At 69.8% G+C, this 18341-nt stretch carries 17 protein-coding genes; 15 read left to right on the top strand and 2 right to left on the bottom strand.

The annotated features are described in order from the left end of the window. Positions 1-6 precede the first annotated feature (6 nt). On the bottom strand, positions 7-1035 hold the full coding sequence (locus IPI43_15400) for a PA0069 family radical SAM protein (protein MBK7775492.1): 1029 nt from the start codon (positions 1033-1035) through the stop codon (positions 7-9). A gap of 198 nt (positions 1036-1233) precedes the next feature. Between IPI43_15400 and IPI43_15395 the strand changes: the two genes are divergently transcribed. The 15 genes from IPI43_15395 (at position 1234) to IPI43_15325 (ending at position 17515) form a co-directional block, all read left to right on the top strand. Continuing rightward, positions 1234-2628: a sigma-54-dependent Fis family transcriptional regulator gene (locus tag IPI43_15395; GenBank protein ID MBK7775491.1), complete on the top strand. Its 1395-nt coding sequence runs from the start codon at positions 1234-1236 to the stop codon at positions 2626-2628. Between the two features lie 206 nt (positions 2629-2834). Then, positions 2835-3764, top strand: coding sequence for a hypothetical protein (locus IPI43_15390; protein ID MBK7775490.1), 930 nt, complete (start codon positions 2835-2837; stop codon positions 3762-3764). Next, positions 3761-6334 (top strand): type II secretion system secretin GspD, encoded by a 2574-nt coding sequence (gene gspD, locus IPI43_15385; GenBank protein ID MBK7775489.1) that lies wholly within the window; start codon positions 3761-3763, stop codon positions 6332-6334. Before IPI43_15390 ends, gspD begins: the two co-directional genes overlap by 4 nt. A 7-nt stretch (positions 6335-6341) precedes the next feature. Continuing rightward, the gene (gene tadA / locus IPI43_15380; protein MBK7775488.1) at positions 6342-8123 is read left to right on the top strand and encodes a Flp pilus assembly complex ATPase component TadA; all 1782 of its coding nucleotides are present in this window, start codon (positions 6342-6344) and stop codon (positions 8121-8123) included. Continuing rightward, the gene (gspF, locus tag IPI43_15375) at positions 8123-9346 is read left to right on the top strand and encodes a type II secretion system inner membrane protein GspF (protein ID MBK7775487.1); all 1224 of its coding nucleotides are present in this window, start codon (positions 8123-8125) and stop codon (positions 9344-9346) included. The genes tadA and gspF overlap by 1 nt, the downstream gene beginning before the upstream one ends. Before the next feature lie 12 nt (positions 9347-9358). Then, on the top strand, positions 9359-9784 hold the full coding sequence (locus tag IPI43_15370) for a type II secretion system protein GspG (GenBank protein MBK7775486.1): 426 nt from the start codon (positions 9359-9361) through the stop codon (positions 9782-9784). Between the two features lie 49 nt (positions 9785-9833). After that, a complete protein-coding gene (locus IPI43_15365) occupies positions 9834-10262 on the top strand; it encodes a prepilin-type N-terminal cleavage/methylation domain-containing protein (GenBank protein MBK7775485.1) in 429 nt (142 codons plus the stop codon). 115 nt (positions 10263-10377) lie between these two features. Beyond that, positions 10378-11055: a prepilin-type N-terminal cleavage/methylation domain-containing protein gene (locus IPI43_15360; GenBank protein ID MBK7775484.1), complete on the top strand. Its 678-nt coding sequence runs from the start codon at positions 10378-10380 to the stop codon at positions 11053-11055. Continuing rightward, on the top strand, positions 11052-11693 hold the full coding sequence (locus tag IPI43_15355) for a prepilin-type N-terminal cleavage/methylation domain-containing protein (GenBank protein MBK7775483.1): 642 nt from the start codon (positions 11052-11054) through the stop codon (positions 11691-11693). Before IPI43_15360 ends, IPI43_15355 begins: the two co-directional genes overlap by 4 nt. Beyond that, positions 11690-12406, top strand: coding sequence for a prepilin-type N-terminal cleavage/methylation domain-containing protein (locus IPI43_15350; protein MBK7775482.1), 717 nt, complete (start codon positions 11690-11692; stop codon positions 12404-12406). Before IPI43_15355 ends, IPI43_15350 begins: the two co-directional genes overlap by 4 nt. Continuing rightward, a complete protein-coding gene (locus IPI43_15345; GenBank protein MBK7775481.1) occupies positions 12403-13854 on the top strand; it encodes a general secretion pathway protein GspK in 1452 nt (483 codons plus the stop codon). The genes IPI43_15350 and IPI43_15345 overlap by 4 nt, the downstream gene beginning before the upstream one ends. After that, a complete protein-coding gene (locus IPI43_15340) occupies positions 13854-15494 on the top strand; it encodes a hypothetical protein (GenBank protein MBK7775480.1) in 1641 nt (546 codons plus the stop codon). Before IPI43_15345 ends, IPI43_15340 begins: the two co-directional genes overlap by 1 nt. Further along, entirely contained in the window at positions 15481-16074 is a 594-nt protein-coding gene (locus IPI43_15335) for a type II secretion system protein M (GenBank protein ID MBK7775479.1), read from the top strand. Before IPI43_15340 ends, IPI43_15335 begins: the two co-directional genes overlap by 14 nt. Continuing rightward, positions 16074-17135 (top strand): type II secretion system protein GspN, encoded by a 1062-nt coding sequence (gene gspN / locus IPI43_15330; protein MBK7775478.1) that lies wholly within the window; start codon positions 16074-16076, stop codon positions 17133-17135. Before IPI43_15335 ends, gspN begins: the two co-directional genes overlap by 1 nt. A gap of 2 nt (positions 17136-17137) precedes the next feature. Beyond that, positions 17138-17515, top strand: coding sequence for a Spx/MgsR family RNA polymerase-binding regulatory protein (locus tag IPI43_15325; GenBank protein MBK7775477.1), 378 nt, complete (start codon positions 17138-17140; stop codon positions 17513-17515). Here the strand turns inward: IPI43_15325 and IPI43_15320 are convergent. Continuing rightward, the gene (locus IPI43_15320; protein ID MBK7775476.1) at positions 17478-18278 is read right to left on the bottom strand and encodes an MBL fold metallo-hydrolase; all 801 of its coding nucleotides are present in this window, start codon (positions 18276-18278) and stop codon (positions 17478-17480) included. The two genes, IPI43_15325 and IPI43_15320, sit on opposite strands and share 38 nt — an antisense overlap. Positions 18279-18341: the final 63 nt, after the last annotated feature.

Raw genomic sequence — 18341 nt, 5'->3', positions numbered from 1 at the left:
CGGCCCTCAGCCGTTGAACAGGTCGAGCTGCCGACGCGGCTCGATGGGCCGCGCGAACGGGCTGGGCCCGAGCGGCCGTGCGTCGTCGTGCAGGTTGTACCCCAGCCGCAGCGCCGTCTTGCGGAACAGCTGCTCCACCAGCTGGTAGTGCTCACCCTCCCCGCGCATGCGCGTGTGGAACTGCCCCGGCCGCTGCCCCTCGCGCATCTCGGCGAGGCGCCGCAGCACCTTGTCGGCGCGCAGCGGAAACGCCTCGCGCAGGCGCTGCTCGAACACCGGCCGCACCTCGCGTGCCAGCCGCACCAGCGTGATGAACGCCTTGTCTGCGCCGGCCTCGCGCGCGCGCTCCAGCACCTCGGGGATCTGCGAGTCGTTCAAGCCCGGGATCATGGGCGCCAGCGACACGGTGGTGGGCACGCCAGAGTCGTGCAGCACGCGCAGCGTCTCGAAGCGCTTGCTGGGCGGCGACGCGAACGGCTCCATCAGCCGCGCGTCGTCGTCGCTGGCGAAGGGGATGCTCACGGCCACGCGCGCGTCGGCCTCGCGCGCCAGCCGGCCCAGCAGGTGCGCGTCGCGGCGTACGAGCTTGCTCTTGGTGATGATGTAGACCGGGTTCTTGAACTCGGCGCACACCTCGAGGCACCGCTTGGTGAGCTCGTAGTGAGCCTCGATGGGCTGGTAGCAGTCCGTGTTGCCGCTGAACACAATCGGACGCCCCGCCCATGACGCCTTCCTGAACACCTCGCGCAGGCGCTCCGCCGCGTTCACCTTCACCACGATCTTGCGGTCGAAGTCCGTGCCCGCGCCGAAGTCCAGGTACTGGTGCGTGGGCCGCGCGTAGCAGTAGGCACACGCATGGAAGCAGCCCCGGTAGGGGTTGAGGCTGTACTCGAAACCGATGTCGGGGCTGTCGTTCTTCGACAGGATGCTCTTCGCGTGCTCCTCGAAGAGTTGAAGCTCCGCCAGTGGTTCGGGCCCGTCCCATTCCAGCGTGTGGTGGGCGAACGGGTTGGGAGGGTTGCTGACGGGCCGCATACTGAACGCATGAGTAGCACCACCGAAGCGCCATTGTCACCAGGCTTCCCGGCACGACACCTGCAGAGCGTGGTGATGCCGTGCGACCCATGTCTCGTGGCCCCCAAATTTCGCTTGTTTCCCACTGGACCCCTCCTGACATCCTGTCGCGCTGTGACGTATTGTCATTGTGTTGTGCCAGATTGACCCGAGCCACCCATGAGCCTGACCGACCTGACCCTCCTCGTCGTCGATGACGACACCGCCAACCTCGAGAGCCTGCGGCGCATCTTCGAGCGCGAGGGGGCGCGCGTGCTCACGGCCACCAGCGGGCGCGCGGCGCTGGACGTGTGCCGGCAGCAGCGCGTGGCCGTGGTGGTGACCGACCTGATGATGCCGGGCATGAGCGGGCTGGAGCTCCTGAAGGCGCTCGACACCGTGGCGGCTGACGCCGAGGTGGTGCTGATGACCGCCTACGGCACCATCGAGACCGCTGTGGAGGCCATGCGTGGCGGCGCCTACGACTTCGTGGAGAAGCCGCTCAAGCGCATGCAGATCGTGAAGACCGTGGAGAAGGCCGCCGAGCGTCACTCGCTGGTGGCCGAGAACCGCGACCTGAAGCGCGAGCTGACGGCGCTGAAGACGCGCACCATCGTGGGCTCCTCGCCCGCGCTGCGGCACGCCTTGGACATCGCGTCGCAGGCCGCCCCCTCCACCGCCAACGTGCTGGTGTTGGGCGAGAGCGGCACGGGCAAGGAGCTGCTGGCGCGCTACATCCACGAGCAGAGCAAGCGCTCGGGCGCGTTCGTGGGCGTGAACCTGGCGGCGCTGCCCGAAACCATCCTCGAGAGCGAGCTGTTCGGCCACGAGCGCGGCGCGTTCACGGGCGCGCACGCCAAGCGCGACGGGCGCATCGCGCAGGCCGCGGGCGGCACGCTGTTCCTGGACGAGATTGGCGAGCTGCCCGCCGCGGTGCAGGTGAAGCTGTTGCGGGTGCTCCAGGAGGGCGAGTACGAGCCGCTGGGCGGCAAGACGCAGAAGGCCAGCTTCCGGCTGGTGGCTGCCACTCACCGCGATCTGCGGGCCGCCGTGGCCAGCGGGGACTTCCGCGAGGACCTCTACTACCGCCTGAACGTGATCGCGCTGACCAGCCCGCCGCTGCGCGCGCGGCGCGACGACATTCCCATCCTGGCGGACCACTTCCTCGATGTGTACGCCAAGAAGAACGGCAAGCCGGTGCTGCGGCCCGCGCGCGAGGCCATGGCGCAGCTCTCGGAGTACGAGTGGCCCGGCAACGTGCGTGAGCTGGAGAACGTCATCGAGCGCGCCGTGGTGCTGAACCGCACGGGCACGCTAGGGCTCGACGACCTGCCCGAGCACGTGGCCAAGGCGCAGCGCCGCGGCGACCAGGTGGAGTTCGTGGTGGGCACCACCATGGCCGAGCTGGAGCAGCGGGCCATCGACGCCACGCTGGTGCACACCGAGGGGGACAAGCAGCTGGCCGCACAGCTGCTGGGAATCAGCGCCCGGACGATCTACCGCAAGCTGGCCGAGCGCGACGCCGAGCTGGGCGGGGGCGAGGGCCAGCCCGCGGCCGGTGACATTTTGTCGTAGCCCTCCCGCCTGGGCCGGGGTGGCGTGACAGCTTGTCGCGCGGGCCCCGCCGAGGTCCCGAGAACCCCAGAGAAACCACGGTGTTTCGCTGGTCTCGGGGGTGTTTTCGGATTAGGCACGGGCGTTGCTTTGCACCGGAATGGTTTCGAATGGGTACCCCTCGACAGCAGCGCGTCGCCGCCGTGATTCTCCTCTCCACTCTGGGGATGTGTGCTCTCTTCCTCGCGCAGGGAGCCACCAACCTCGCGGGCACCGCGCTCATCGACCGGTCGCCGGTGCTGGGCGGCACCGAGCGTGATCAGCTGGCCGTTGCGGACGGCACCCCCGCGGTCGACCGACGCGGCGCCGTCAACCACGAGAAGGTGAAGCTCATGTTGGTGGGCCCGCCGCCCGAGATCGTGGACGCGGGCATGCCGGACGGCAGCATGGAAGAGGTCGCCGAGTACCGCGAGGGCGACCCCATCCCGCGCTGCGAGGGCACCGCGCTGCTCACCGCGTCCATCGTGAGCTGGTCGCGCGAGCGCTCGCTGGCGGCCATCACCGTGGGTGGCACCTCGCGCCTCTACCGCGAAGGCAGCGTGGTGGACGGCAAGACGGTGGAGATCATCGCGCCCCACCGCGCGATCATGATCATCGGCACGCGCCGCTGCTACATGGCCATGTTCGAGCCGGGCGAGCCGGGTGCCGCGCCTGCTGCGCCCGTGGTGGCCGCCGCCAGCGCCGAAGCCACCCCCGAGCCCACCCCCGAGGCCGAGGGCACAGGCGGCGAGGGCATCACCAACGAGGCCATGGAGGCGGGCATCACGCGCCAGAGCGACCGCGCCTTCACCGTGCAGCGTGGCTTCCTGGACGAGGTCATGCGCAACCAGGCCGAGATCATGCGCACGGCGCGCGTGATCCCCCACGAAGAGAACGGCCGCGTGGTGGGCGTGAAGATGTACGGCATCCGCCGGAACAGCGTGCTGGGGCGCCTGGGCGTCCAGAACGGCGACATGCTCCGCACCATGAACGGCTTCGACCTGAGCAGCCCCGACACGGCGCTCGAGGCCTACACGCGTCTCTCCGGGGCCGACGCACTCTCTCTCTCGGTCGTCCGCCGCGGACAGCCGCTCACCATCGACTACACCATTCAATGAAGCTCACTACTGCGCTCCCCCTCCTCTCTTTCTCCGCGTTCGTCATGCTCGCGGGGCTGAGCTACGTCGATGCTCAGGAAGCTCCGCCCACCGCACCGGACGGCACCAGCGCGCGCGTTCGACGTGCGCGTCCGGCGGCGCGGCCGCCCAACCCGGCGGCGGGTGGCACCACGGGCGCCGAAGGCGTGACCGAGTTCGAGAGCGGCGTGGACTTCCGTCCCATGTCACCGCGGGCACGGGTGACGTTCAACCTGGAAGAGGCCGATCTGCCCGACCTGGTGCGCCTGATCTCCAACATGACCGGCAAGCGCTTCATCCTCCCGGGCAAGGTGCGGGCCATCAAGGCCACGGTGTACGCGCCCACCAAGGTGACCGCGGCGGAGGCCTACAACGCGTTCTTGAGCATCCTCGAGGTCAACGGTCTGACGGTGGTCCCGGCGGGCCAGTACCTCAAGATCATGGAGACCGGGGGCATCGAGACGCAGCCCCTGGGCATGTCGGACGGCGGACCCATCCCGGCGCAGGACCGCTTCATGACGCGCCTCCAGCGCCTCGAGAACGTGTCGGCGGAGGACGTGGCCAACCTGCTGGGGCGCTTCAAGTCGGCCGACGGAAGCGTCATCGCCTATGCGCCCACCAACACGGTGATCATCACGGACACGGGCACTCAGATCCGCCGAATGATGCGGCTGATCGAGGCCATCGACGTGGAGCGCACGGGTGAGCAGATCTGGATCGAGCCCGTTCACTATGCGACCGCGGCCGACCTCGCCGCGCGCCTGCTCGAGATTTTCCCGCCAGCCACGGCGGCCGGTGCAGGAGCTCCCACGGCGCCCGCCGCGCGGGGAAGACGTCAGCAGGCCGCGGCACAGCCGGCCGCTGACGGAGCCGCAGCTGCCCCGAGCCCGGGAGGGGCGATCGCCACCGTGGGCGAGGGCACGGGTCGCGGCGACAGCAGCAGCATCACCAACATCATCGCCGACGAGCGCACCAACTCGCTCATCATCATCGCCACGGAGCGCGCCTACCTGCGGGTGCTCGAGATGATCCGGCAGCTGGACATCCCCCTCGAAGGCGAGGGCCGCATCCACGTGCACTACGTGCAGAACGGCGACGCCGCCGAGATCGCGGGCGCGCTGCAGGAGCTCATCGGTGGGGTGTCGGCCGCACCGGCAGCGGGCGCTGCCCCGGGTGGTCGCGCGGGTGCGGCTGCTGCCGCCGGTGCCACACCGGACCTCTTCGAGGGTGCCATTCGAGTCACCTCCTACGAACCCACCAACGCGCTGGTCATCACCTCGTCGCTGCACGACTACGCCGCGCTGCGGAGCGTCATCGAGCGCCTGGACGCGCCGCGCCGCCAGGTGTTCATCGAGGCCGTGATCATGGAGCTGTCGGTCAGCCGCTCCAATCGCCTGGGCTTCTCGTTCCACGGTGGCGTGCCCGACTTCCCATCCGCCGGCGACGTGACCATCCTCGGCTTCGACGCGGAGAACTCCATCGCGCTCGGGCCCGAGATCCTGACGGGGCTCGCGGTGGGCGTACGCGGCGAGAACATCGACGCGCCCGGCATCGGCTTGAGCATTCCGGGCTTTGGAGTGGTGGTCAACGCGCTCGCCTCTTCGGGTGATGCCAACGTGCTCTCCACGCCGCACATCATCGCGATGGACAACGTGGAAGCCGAGATCAGTGTGGGGCAGAACATCCCCCTGCAGACCTCGGGCCTGCCCTCCAACTTGGCCAGCCTCGCGGGTGGCCTGGGCGGCCTCGGTGGCGCTACGGGTGCCGCTGGCGGCCTCGCGGGTCTCGCGGGTGGCCTCGGTGGGCTCGGCGGCGGCTTCGGCTCCGCGCCCCGTCAGGACGTCGGCACCACCATCCGCATCACGCCGCACATCAACCAGAGCAACCAGATCCGCATGGAGATCGAGGAAGAGATCTCCGAGCGCGGCGCCACCGAGGGCGACCTCCAGGTGGTGAGCATCAACAAGCGCACGGCCAAGACCGAAGTCATGGTGCGAGACCAGCAGACCGTGGTCATCGGTGGTCTGATGCGCGACTCGGTGGTCACCAGCGAGCGGAAGGTGCCCATCCTGGGGGACATCCCGCTCATCGGCGCGCTCTTCCGGGACACCACCAGCTCCACCCAGAAGACGAACCTGCTGCTCTTCCTGACGCCGTACATCATCCGCGACCCGGCGGACCTCCGCGCCATCTACGAGCGCAAGATGCGCGAGCGCCAGGAGTTCCTGGACCGCTACTTCGTGTTCAGCGGGGACGACTACGAGCCGCCCATCGACTACTCGCGCACGCGTGGCCTGCTGGCCGAGATGATGCAGAACATGCGAGATCTGGAGGTCGAGCGCGAGCTGGCCGAAGCCGCCGAGGCCGAGCCGCCTCCGGAGCACGTGCCGCGGCCACCCGTGGGGATCTTCGTGCGCGAGGCCGCCACTGGGCAGGACATCATGTACATCGAGCCCGACGTGGCCGACGCGCCGGCCGAGCCTGCCCCCCCGCCGACGCCCGACGCCGCGCCCACCGACGTGGTGCCGGCCCGCGGCAACGGAGAGGAGTGAGCCGCGCGTGAACCTCGACTCACAGCGTTTTCTGGGTGAGATCCTCGTGCGCCGAGGCGCGCTCAGCGAGGCCCTCCTCGCGGAGGCGCTGATCAAGGCCGAGGAGCGCGACGTGCCGCTCAAGGAGCTGCTGCTCGCGGCGCAGACCGTGGAAGAAGAGGTGCTGGTGAAGGCGCTGGCCGACGAGATGGGCATGGCGTTCCAGCGCGAGATCGCGGTGGGCAACGTGCCTGAAGATCTCACGGCGCTGGTGCCCATCGGGTTTGCCCGTCAGCACCGGGTGGTGCCCATGAGCGAGCGCGGCGGCCGCGTGCAAGTGGCCGTGGCGGACCCCATGGATCCCTCCGCGCTCGACGACCTGCGGGCACTGCTGGGCCGGCGGGTGGAGCCCGTCGCCGTGCCGGCCATGGCCATCGACGACGCCATCAACCGCATCTACGACCGCCGCGACGAGGCTGCGCTGTCCGAGGCGAAGCAGAACAGCGACTCCGAGGAGCTGCTGGACATCATCGACATGACCGACGAGGCGCCGGTCATCCGCTGGGTGAACAACCTCTTCTTCACGTCCGTGCGCGAGCGCGCGTCCGACATTCACATCGAACCCACCGACGACAAGGTGGTGGTGCGCTACCGCATCGACGGCAAGCTGGTGCCCTGGAAAGAGGCCCACCGCGGCTTCCTCCCGTCCATCGTGGCGCGCGTGAAGATCGAAGCCGGCCTGAACATCGCCGAGAAGCGCCTGCCTCAGGACGGGCGCATCACGAAGAAGATCGCCGGCAAGGTGGTGGACGTGCGCGTCTCCACCATCCCCACCGCCAAGGGCGAGCGGGTCACCATGCGTCTCCTCGACAAGGAGAACGTCATGCTGGACCTCACGGACCTCGGGTTCGCGAAGCGCCAGCTGGATGCCCTGAAGACGCTGGTGCACCGGCCGAACGGCATCGTGCTGGTCACGGGCCCCACGGGCTCGGGTAAGACCACCACGCTCTACGCGTGCCTCAACATGATCAACCAGCCGGACGTGAACATCCTCACGGCCGAGGACCCGGTCGAGTACGAGCTCCCCGGCATCGGGCAGCTGCACGTGCAGCCCAAGATCGGGCTCACGTTCGCGTCGGCCTTGCGCAGCTTCCTGCGCCAGGACCCCGACGTCATCATGGTGGGTGAGATCCGCGACCAAGAGACCGCCGAGATCGCGGTGCACGCGTCGCTCACGGGTCACCTCGTGCTCTCCACGCTGCACACCAACGACGCCCCGGGCGCCGTCACGCGCCTCGTGGAGATGGGAGTGGAGCGCTACAACATCACCACGTCGGTCATGGCCGTGCTCGCGCAGCGCCTGGTGCGCCGCCTCTGCCCGCACTGCCGCGTGCCGTACAAGCCCAACACCGACAACTTCCTCGAGCTGGGCCTCGAGATGGAGCGCATCGAAGAGACGCTCCGCGACCTGCGCATCGCGGCGGCCAGCACTGTGCTGGGCAAGGACAACGCGGGCGTGGCCAAGACCAGCGCCGAGGGTGAGCTGGTGTTCTATGAGCCGTCGGAGACGGGCTGCGACAAGTGCAGCCACAAGGGCTACCGCGGTCGTATCGGCATCTACGAGCTGATGATGCTGGACGACGACGTCCGCAAGGTCATCCTGGACCCCGCGGCGGACTCGAAGGCCATCCAGCGTGCGGCGCGGCGCAACGGCATGCGCGTGCTGCGTGAAGACGGCGCGCGCCAGGTCATCGCCGGCATCACCAGCATCGAAGAGGTCCTCGCGGCCACCCAGGCCGGGGAGATGTAGTGGCCGTCTACGCGTACAGAGGCATCGACGCCAAGGGCAAGAACGTCAAGGGAGTGCGCGACGCGGACAACCCGAAGACGGTGCGCACCCTCTTGCGCAAAGAGGGCATCCTGGCGACCGAGGTCCTCGAGAAGAGCGACGCGGCCAAGCGGTCCGCGCGCGAAGTGGACTTCAAGCGCTTCTTCAACCGCCTGGGCACCATGGAGGTGGCCATCGCCACGCGGCAGCTGGCCATCCTGCTGCGCAGCGGCATCCCGCTGGTGGAGGGCCTGACGGCGCTCATCGACCAGGTGGAGCACCCGGACCTGCAGGCCGCGTTCACCGAGGCGCGCAACCGGGTGAACGAGGGCGAGTCCTTCGCCGACGCGCTCAAGGCGCACCCGAAGGTGTTCCAGAACCTGTTCGTGAACATGGTGGCCGCGGGCGAGGCCTCGGGCACGCTCGAGGTGGTGTTGGCGCGCCTGGCCGACTTCCTCGAGAACCAGGCCAAGCTCAAGGGCAAGGTGGGCAGTGCCATGGCCTACCCCGCGTTCATGACCATCATGAGCCTCGGGATCATGGGCGTGATGATGACCGTGGTCGTGCCCAAGGTGACCAGCATCTTCGAGGACTTCGAGCAGGCGCTGCCTTGGTACACGGAGCTGATGATCTTCATCAGCAACACGCTCATCAACTACTGGTGGGCGCTGCTCGGCATCACCGTCGGGAGCGTGGTCTGGTTCCGGCGCTGGATCGCCACCGAGGCGGGGCTGGCCAAGTGGGACCACCTGATCCTGCGGGTGCCCCTCTTCGGCAAGCTGCTGGTCATGGTGGCGGTCACGCGCTTCGCGCGCACGCTGGCCACGCTGCTGTCGAGCGGCGTGCCCGTGCTGCGGGCCATGGAGATCACCCGCAACGTGCTGGGCAACACGGAGCTCATGGCCGTCATCGACGTGGCCCGCGAGAGCGTGCGCGAGGGCGAGGGCCTGGCCAAGCCCCTCAAGGCCAGCGGCGCGTTCCCGCCCATCGTCACGCACATGATCGCCATCGGAGAGCGCTCGGGGCAGCTCGAGGAGATGCTCGAGAACGTGGCGGCCGCCTACGACCAGCAGATCGAGGTGCGCGTGCAGGCGATGACCGCCATGCTGGAGCCGCTCATCATCGTGTTCATGGGCATGGGATCGGGTGGAATCGCGTTCTCCATCTTGATGCCGCTCATGCAGATCTCGGAGTTCGTCCAGTGAAGGCCGGTGCCCATGTCGCGTAGGCGCCAGCAGCAGAGCTCCGTGCGGCTCCCGTGGGAGGACCGGCGCGGCATCCGTCGCTTCCTCGAGCGCTCGCGCCTGAGCGTGGTGCTGGCCGTGGTGGTGCTGGGCGTGTTCGGGCTGCTGGTCACGCGCGCAGCGGCCAACCGTCAGAAGCGCACCGAGACGCGCGCGGCCATCGGCCAGATCCACCGCGCGGTGGCGCGCTTTCGCGCCGACATGGGGCGCTGCCCGCGCAACATCACCGAGATGCTGCACCCGCCCCGCGGGCGCATGACCTACCTGCACGGCGAGCCCCGCGACGCGTGGGGCAACGCCATCCTGTTGACCTGTCCGGCGCCGGACGACCCCGACACCCAAGAGGTGATCTCCGCGGGTCCGAGCGGCGACTTCCTGGTCGACGACAACATCCAGTGACCTCCCGCTCCCTCTAGGCCGCGTCCCGCGACGCAGAATCGAGACCGACATGACCATTCGCACCACCCCTGCTCCCCGCCTCTCTCTCGCCACACCACGCTTCGCCCGCTTCACGCGCAGCGAACGCGCCCGCCGCTCGCGCGGCATGACGCTGGTCGAGATCATGATCGTGGTGGTCATCATGGCGCTCATGGCCACCGCCGTGGGTGTGGCCGTGCTGCCGCGCCTCAAGGCGGCCCGCGTCACCCAGACGCGCACGGACTCGCAGACCGTGGCGAGCGCCGCCATGCAGTACCTGATCGACAACCCCGGCGAGGGCTGCCCCACCGTGGAGCAGTTGGCCGGCGGCTATCTCAGCGCCAGCACGCGCCTGAAGGACGCGTGGGACAACGACTTCACCGTGGAGTGCAGCGGCGACGACGTGATCGTGCGCTCCGCTGGCCCCGACGGAAGCATGGGCACCGAGGACGACATCTGAGGCCATGAAGCACGCCGCCCCCCACGCCCCACGACCGCTGACGCGCCGCCCCTCTCGGGCAGGCTCCGTCGCGCCGTGGGATGCGGGCAGGTCCGGTGCGCGCCGCCGCACGGGCATGACGCTCATCGAGGTCATGATCGTCATCGTGATCATGGCGCTGGCGGCCGGCGGGGCCACCGTGGCGCTCAACTCCGTGACCCGCGCCAAGCTGCGCTCGGCCTGCGTGCGCACGGTCGCCGGGGCGCGCTTCGCCTATCACCGCTCGGTCACCCGCGGGCGCACGGTGCGCATGGTGCTGGACCTGGACACGGGCAGCCTCTCGTTCGAAGAGGCCGACGGCCGCGTGTTCCTGGCGCGCAACGACGACGAGACGCGCCTCGAGCTGGACGAGACCGACGGCGACCTCGCGGCCGTGGACCCGTGGTCCGCCGCGCAGGCCCGCCTGGCGGATACCTTCAACCCCAGCTTCGGGCGTTCGGCCTTCGGGCCCATCTCCAACGCCGACGGCGAGGCGCTCAGCCGCTACGAGGCCAAGCCGCTCGGCTCCAACATCCGCGTGCTGCGCGTGATCACCCCGCACGAGCTCGAGCCGCGCGAGTCCGGGCGCGCGTCCATCTACTTCTTCCCCGGTGGCCGCGCAGAGGCCGCCATCATCCACCTGGCTGACAGCTCCGACCGCGTCTACACGGTGGCCATCCACCCGCTGACGGGGCGCGGGCGCATCTACAACTACGCCTACGAGCCCGAGGAGATCTCGGACGAGGAAGAGGACGAAGTGAGGGACCCGGGATGACGCGCCTGACGCGCCGCCGTCGCCACGCGGGGTTCACCCTGCTGGAGGTCATGGTCGCTGTCGCGATCCTGGCGCTGTCGCTCACCGCCATCTTCTCGAGCCAGGTGGGCGCCATGCGCACCGCCGCGCGCTCCCGCCACGTCAACACCGCCAGCCTGCTGGCGCGCTGCAAGATGGGCGAGGTGGAGGAGCAGATCGCCAACGAGGGCCTGCCCGCCATCGACGACAAGGGCCGTGACGAGTGCTGCGAGGGCGCCGAGCTCCGCGGCTATCGCTGCGAGTGGAGCATCGACCGCGTGGTGCTGCCGGGCGACATGGGCGGCGGCGAAGGGGAAGAGGGCGAAGACGGCGAGGGCGGGCTGCCCGGCATGGGCGAAGGCGACGCCCCCGCGCTGGCCATGGGCGACTTCCTGGGTGGTGGCAGCGACACCTCTGGGTTGGCCGAGATGGCCATTGGCCTCGCCTATCCCGTGCTCAAGCCGCACATCGAGGAGCAGGTGCGGCGCGTGACCGTGGAGGTCTTCTGGACGGAGGGCGAGACCGAGCGGTCTTTCGACGTGGTGCAGTACGTGGTGGGCGAGCAGCCACCTGCGGCGGCGGCGGCCGCGGCCGACCCGGAGGCGGAGCCTGCCCCATGAGTCGCCTGCGCCACCGCACCGCGCGCACGCGCGAGGCCGGCATCACGCTGGTCGAGGCGATGATCGCGCTCACCATCATGGGCATCGTGGCCAGCATGGTGTGGTCGGCCTTCTCGCAGACATCCCGCAGCAAGGCGCGCGTCGAGGAAGACCTCGACCGCATGCACGTCATCCAGATGGCCCTCGAGCGTATGGCGCGTGAGCTGAGCATGGCCTACGTGTCCGCGCACCGGCCCACCAGCCCTGCCCTGCTCACCGTGCACACGGCGTTCATCGGCCACGACCACGGCGGGCGCGACCGCGTGGACTTCACCTCGTTCTCGCACCAGCGCCTGTACCGCGACGCGCACGAGAGCGACCAGAACGAGCTGAGCTACTTCATTGCACGCGACCCCGAGAACAGCCGCGAGCAGGTGCTGGCCCGACGCGAGCAGAACCGCATCGACGACGACCCCACGCGTGGCGGCCACGTGGAGGTGATGGTCAACAACGTGGAGTCGTTGGACCTCGAGTACCTGGACCCCACCACCAAGGAGTGGGTGCGCAGCTGGGACACCACGCAGGGGACGGGCCAGGTGAACCGGCTCCCCTCGCAGGTGCGCATCACCCTCCGCGTGCCACACCACCGCGACCCGAGCCGTACGCTGACCTATGGCACACGCGCGTCCGTGAACATGGTCTGGGCCCTCAACCACGCCATCTACAACCCATGACCCTCGCCCGCAGCACGTCTCGCGGGTTCGTCCCGCTCGTCCCCCTCGCCCGCTCCGGCGACTCGCGCTCGCTCGCGCGCAGGGGTGCCGCGCGCCGGGGCCGCGACGCACGCGAACAGAGCATCGCGCTCATCATCGCCATCACCGCCATCACCATCTTGGCCGCGCTGCTGGCCGACCTGCACGAGACGACCGGCAGCGCGTACGCCACGTCGGCATCCCAGCGCGACTCGTTGCGCGCGGAGTACATGGCCAAGAGCGGCCTCAACCTCACGCGCTTGCTGGTGGCCAACGAGCCCGCCATCCGCCAGGTGGTGCTGCCCATCTACCAGGCCATGGTGGGACGCCCGCCGCCGCAGCTGCCCATCTGGAGCTATGCCGACATGCTGCTGCGGCCCTTCTGCCGCAACGACCGCGAGGGCCGGGCCGCGCGGCAGCAAGCCGAGGACGATGGCGAGCCACCCGAGGTGCCGTTCGACTTCAGCAGCACCCAGGGGCTCGACGACACGCCGGGGCGCTGTGAGATCGTGGCCCTGGCCGAGAACTCCAAGATCAACGTCAACCAGCCGCTGAGCCTGACGGGCGACGACGCGCGCCGCAGCGTGGCCATGCAGGTGTTCGCCATGGTGGGTGGCTACCAGCAGCCGAGCCCGTTCGATCCGCTCTTCGGGCGCGAAGACGCCGATGGGCAGTTCTCGTCTCGCCAGGACATCGTCTCCAGCATGATCGACTGGTGGGATCAGGACACGGACCAGACCACGTTCGACCCCGGCGCCGGGACCGTGGCCAACCAGGGCAGCGAGGACAACCCCTACCGTCGCATGGACGACCCATACGAGCCGAAGAACGCCCCCTTCGACTCGCTCGAGGAGCTGCGCCTGATCCGTGGCGTGGGTGACGACTTCTGGGCCACGTTCATCGAGCCCACACAGGACGACCCGCAGGCGCGCGCCGTGACCATCTACGGCAGCGGCGCCGTGAACCCCAACGAGGCGCCCCCCGAGGTGCTGCTGGCGCGGCTCTGCTCCATCCTGTCCGCGCAGACGCTCTGCACCGACCCCGCCGAAGCCGCGAAGTTCATCCAGCTCGTCAACACCGCGCGCAGCATCATCCAGGTCCCGTTCTTCACGCGCTCTGGCGACTTCCTCAATTTCCTCGAGGGGCGCGGCGGGTCGCGTGACCTCTACCCCATGCTGCGCGGCTTCCTCGGCGAGACCAGCCCGTTGCTCTTCCTCCCTGTGACCATCCCTCAAGAATCCCGCGCCGAGCTGGACCGCTCGTTCGTCACCGCGGCGCGCATCCTCACCATCCGCGTGACTGGCTCCTCGGGCCGCTCGCGCGTGAGGCTCAACACCGTCATGAACTTCCACGACCGCTGGACCCCTCCCCCGCCCAATGGCGGCGCCATGCCGGGACTCGGCATCTTTCACTACTATCGGGTGGACTGATGGCACGCATCCTCGGACTCGAGATCGACGGTGACATGGTGCGCGGCGCGCTGATCAACGTGGCGCTGCGCAGCACGGTGCTCGAGCGCTACGTCGAGGCGCGCGTGCTCCCGGCGGACGCCGTGCCGTTTGCGAATGGGCATGGGCCACTGGCCACGGTGCCGGCTGCGCTGCAGCCCAACCTGCTGCCCGGCATGGCGCCCGAGCCCCCCACCGATGCCGACGGTGAGCCGCTGGCCGAGGTGCTGGAACCGGTGGCCCCGCTGTCGCCGTTGGCCATCGCGGTGCGCAACGTCATCGCGCAGTGTGGGCGGCCCCCCGATGGCATCCACGTTCACTTGGACGGGCGGCGTGTGAGCCTGCGCCCGCTCACGCTCCCGGCGGGCGCCGCGAAGCGCCTGAACGACATCCTCCCGGGCGAGCTGGAGAACCTGCTGCCCTTCCCGGTGAGCGAGGCCATCATCCACCACCAGCCCGTCTCCACCGAGGAGCTGTCGCTCACGGTCATGACCGCCGCCGTGCGGCGCGAGCACGTGGCGGCAGCCCTGGCCAGCTTCGCCGTGGCCGGCATCGAGCCCCGTCAGCTGGCGGCCGGCGCGGCCAGCCTGGACGGCCTGGTGCCCTTGCTCGCGGTGCTGCAGACGAGCGCCTCCGTCATGCTGGTGGATCTCGGTGACGAGACCACCGACGTGTGCATCATCAAGGACGGACGCACCGCGCTGGCGCGCACCATCTCGGTGGGCATGGGCTCCATCCGCGGGGGTGAGCCAGGCGCTGCCGACGAGCTGGCGGGCTCGCTGCGCCGAACCGTGGCGAGCTACCGCATGAAGGGTGGCACCGCGCTCGACCGGGTGGTGGTGGGTGGTGAGGGCTCGAGCGAGCCCGCGACACGCGACTGGCTGAGCGGAGTGCTGGGCTGCTCCGCCGAGACCGTGGCGCTCCCGGCCGGCGACGGAATGATCCTCGAGCACGAGCTGCCGCGCTTCATGCGCGTGGCCGCGCTCGCCGGACGTGCCGCGGCCAAGGGGCAGCGCATCAACCTTCGGCAGGGCGAGTTCGTCTCGCGCCACGCAGCGGGCGAGATCCGGCATTACGCACGGCTGCTGTCCATCGCGGCGGCCGCCATCCTGGCCAGCTTCGCCATCTCCCTCTACACCCGCTACACGGTGCTGGACACCGAGCGCGCCGAGCTGCGGGCCGAGCTCAGCGCGATGACGCACAGCATGTTCCGCCAGCGCACCGAGGACCCCGCCCAGGCCCGGCGCCTGGTGGTCGGTGGCGCGGGGGAGCGCGACCCGATGCCGCGCATGGGCGCCTACCACGTGATGGGCGCCATCGCCGAGCTCATCCCCGAAGACGCCGAGCACACCACACGTCGCCTGACCATCGAGTTCGACGACGAGGCGCGCAACGGCGAGCTCGAGATCCAGGGCACCGTCAGCAGCGTCACCCAGCGCGACGCCATCGCGGCCGCGCTCGAGGCGCACGAGTGCTTCTCTGAAGTCACGCCGGGCGCGACCAGCTCGCGCAACGAGATCCTGTCCTACCGCATCGAGGCGGAGATCCGCTGCCCCGGCGACCAACCCGAACCCGAGGCAGCCAGTGGCGCTGCCGGGAGGCGCAACAGTGGCACTCCGTGATGCACTGAAGCCCGCGCGCGACGCGTACGACAACCTCACCGAGCGCGAGCGCCGTCTGGTGGCGCTCCTCGGCGTGGTGTTCGTCATGATCGTGGTGCTGCTGCCCATCCTGTTCATGTCGGCCGAGGTGTCGGACATGGAGACCGAGAACGAGGAGCTGCGCGCCGTGATGCGGGAGATCGAGCAAGCTCGCCCGCGGCTCACGCGCATCGCCGCCGAGAACGAAGCCACGCGTGAGCGCTACGCCAACCGCGCCCCTGCGCTCGGTGGCTACGTGGAGCAGCGCGCCGCCGCGCACGGCCTCAGCCTGCGCGAGATCAACGACCAGCCCGAGCTGGCGCTCGGCAACTACATGCGGCGTGGCGTGCGGGTGCGCATGCCCGACGTGGCCATCGACCCGGTGCTGGAGATGCTCGAGGAGATCGACCGCAGCGAGCACCCCGTGGCGGTGTCGCGCCTGCAAATCGACCGCTACCGCGACGCGGGGAACTTCAACGTGGAGGTCGGCGTGAGCGCCTACGACCGGCAGGCGCCGAGCGCGCAGGGCGGCAACGACGCGCCCGCTGCAGGGGCGCCGTGATGGGACGCAAGGTCCTTCGCTTCATGGGCTACTCGACGTTCTTCTGGACGTTCTTCTGGCTCTTCGCCTACCTGACCTTCCCCTATGAACGCGTGCGTGACCGCATCGTGCAAGAGGTGGAGTTCCCGAAGGACGCGCGCGGCAACCGCCGTCCGAGCGGCTATCAGCTCGAGATCGTGGACCTCCAGCCCTCGTGGTTCACGGGCATCGAGGCCCGCGGCGTGCGCATCATCAAGCCCGCCGAGGGTGAGGAGCCCACGGTCGACGTGCTGCTCGAGGAGGTCAACGCGCGCGTGTCCCTGCTGTCGCTGCTGACGGGCACCGTGGCCGTGACGTTCGACGCACGCCTGGCCGGTGGGTCCATGGAGGGCGAATTCGAGTATGGCGACGCCAGCTCGCTGCGGCTGAACATCGTGGAGCCCATCATGCTCCAGCGCGTGTCCATCATCCGGACGTTCCTCGGGCTGCCGCTGGCCGGGCGCCTGTCGGGCGACATCGACGTGTCGTTGCCGGCCGAGATCCGTGAGGCCGCGGGGCACGTGAACCTGGTGGCCGAGGGGCTCCGCATCGGCGACGGGCAGGCCAAGCTGCGCCTCCCGGGCATGCCGAACGGCATCACACTCGAGCGCATCAACGCCGGGCGCATGACCATCCAGCTGGACATCGCGGCCGGCGTGGCCACGGTGCGCCGCCTGCGCTCGCGTGGTGACGACGCCGAGCTCGACGGCGAAGGCACCATCAACCTGATGCAGCCGCTGCGGCAGTCGCGCCTCGACCTGTTGGTGCGGCTGAAGATCCTCGATGCCTATCGGCAGCAGTCGGACCGCGCCCGCTCCATGTTGGCGCTGATGGACTCCATCCCCACGCTGGCCCGCGCGCGCACGTCGGACGGTGCCCTGCAGTACCGGCTGGGCGGCTCGATGGGCGGCGGCATCCGCAGCAGCGCCGCGGGCAGCACGCGCATGAACATCACGGACGACGACGAGGACGGCGCCGCGTCGGCCACCCCCACGCGGCCCGCCGGCGGCGCGCCGACCGCCACCCCTGCCCCGGCCAACTGAGCATGACGCGCGCAACGCCGGCGGCTGCCACCGTCTACCACCACCCCACCTGCTCCACCTGCAAGAGGGCGCTCGCGTGGCTTCAGCAGCAGCGGGTGGCGGTCACGCCGGTGCCCATCGCCGAGGCGCCGCCCACCGCCGACCAGCTCGAGGCCGCCATCACGCGCTCGGGGCTGCCCGCGAAGCGCTTCTTCAACACCAGCGGCCAGTCGTACCGCGGCGGTGGTTGGTCCGCGAAGGTGGACCAGCTCTCGCTGCGCGAGGCGGCCGAGGCGCTGGCGGCGGACGGCATGCTCATCAAGCGCCCGCTGCTGCTGCGTGGCGACGTGGTGCTGGTGGGCTTCAGCGAGCCGGCTTGGGCGGCCGCGCTCGGCACGTGAGCGGCGACCAGCCCCGCGGACGCTCGCGGTGCGACAACGCCTCCGCCATGATGCGCGGCCCCGACACCGGGTGCCCGTGGCCCGGCAGCAGGTGCTCCACGGGCAGGCGCCGCAGCATGGCCTCGGTGCGCGCAGACGCCTCGGCGTCCACGTACTCGGGGTTGAACCACGCGCGCCCGTGGATGGACAGCACCGTGTCCCCCGTGAGCAGCGTCCGCGTCTTGGCGTTCCACAAGCACGTGGAGCAGTCCGTGTGGCCCGGCGTGGCCAGCACCTCCCAGTCGGGCGCTCCCGCCAGCCGCTCCCGGTCGCGCAGGTAGCCGTGGATGGGCGGGTCGAAGCGAAAGCCCGCCAGCCCGAAGCCCGCGTCCTTCGCCGTGCTGAGCGCCTCGCGCACCGCCGGCCAGTCCATGGGCGTGTCACGCAGCACAGGCACGATGGTGAGCATGGCGCGCAGCCCGAAGCTGCGTGGCCGCTCACCGCGCACGTAGTCTTCCACCTTCGCGGGCAGCAGGATGCGCCCCCCGGTGGCGGTGTGGAGCTGCGGGATGCCGGCCACGTGGTCGCTGTGCCCGTGGGTGGCCGTCAGGATCACGTTCGACCCTGCACCAAGCTGTTGCAGCGTGGCCAGCGCCGACACGGCGTTCATGGGAATGCCGGCGTCCACCACGCAGGGCGCCCCCGCGCCACCGTCCTCGATGACGTAGCAGTTGAAGATGTAGCGCGAGTGGAGGCGCACACCGACGTCACGGAGGCTGTTCATGGGACCAAGCTAGCGGATCGACTGCGGGCGTCATAGGGAATGGCCCCGCACGACGCTGGGACA

Source organism: Sandaracinaceae bacterium, assembly GCA_016706685.1.
Taxonomy (GTDB): domain Bacteria; phylum Myxococcota_A; class Polyangia; order Polyangiales; family Houyiibacteriaceae; genus JADJJE01.
Note: the sequence above shows the minus strand (reverse complement) of the source record. Positions and strands in the feature narration are given on the sequence as shown.

Excerpts from the sequence above, each read along its gene's own strand:
- IPI43_15325 (MBK7775477.1), top strand. The coding sequence starts at position 17,138 with ATGACGCGCGCAACGCCGGCGGCTGCCACCGTCTACCACCACCCCACC.
- IPI43_15345 (MBK7775481.1), top strand. The coding sequence starts at position 12,403 with ATGACCCTCGCCCGCAGCACGTCTCGCGGGTTCGTCCCGCTCGTCCCC.
- IPI43_15340 (MBK7775480.1), top strand. The coding sequence starts at position 13,854 with ATGGCACGCATCCTCGGACTCGAGATCGACGGTGACATGGTGCGCGGC.
- IPI43_15360 (MBK7775484.1), top strand. The coding sequence starts at position 10,378 with ATGACGCTCATCGAGGTCATGATCGTCATCGTGATCATGGCGCTGGCG.
- IPI43_15355 (MBK7775483.1), top strand. The coding sequence starts at position 11,052 with ATGACGCGCCTGACGCGCCGCCGTCGCCACGCGGGGTTCACCCTGCTG.
- IPI43_15350 (MBK7775482.1), top strand. The coding sequence starts at position 11,690 with ATGAGTCGCCTGCGCCACCGCACCGCGCGCACGCGCGAGGCCGGCATC.
- IPI43_15370 (MBK7775486.1), top strand. The coding sequence starts at position 9,359 with ATGTCGCGTAGGCGCCAGCAGCAGAGCTCCGTGCGGCTCCCGTGGGAG.
- IPI43_15395 (MBK7775491.1), top strand. The coding sequence starts at position 1,234 with ATGAGCCTGACCGACCTGACCCTCCTCGTCGTCGATGACGACACCGCC.
- IPI43_15400 (MBK7775492.1), bottom strand. The coding sequence starts at position 1,035 with ATGCGGCCCGTCAGCAACCCTCCCAACCCGTTCGCCCACCACACGCTG.
- gspN (MBK7775478.1), top strand. The coding sequence starts at position 16,074 with ATGGGACGCAAGGTCCTTCGCTTCATGGGCTACTCGACGTTCTTCTGG.
- IPI43_15320 (MBK7775476.1), bottom strand. The coding sequence starts at position 18,278 with ATGAACAGCCTCCGTGACGTCGGTGTGCGCCTCCACTCGCGCTACATC.
- IPI43_15365 (MBK7775485.1), top strand. The coding sequence starts at position 9,834 with ATGACCATTCGCACCACCCCTGCTCCCCGCCTCTCTCTCGCCACACCA.
- IPI43_15390 (MBK7775490.1), top strand. The coding sequence starts at position 2,835 with ATGTGTGCTCTCTTCCTCGCGCAGGGAGCCACCAACCTCGCGGGCACC.
- gspD (MBK7775489.1), top strand. The coding sequence starts at position 3,761 with ATGAAGCTCACTACTGCGCTCCCCCTCCTCTCTTTCTCCGCGTTCGTC.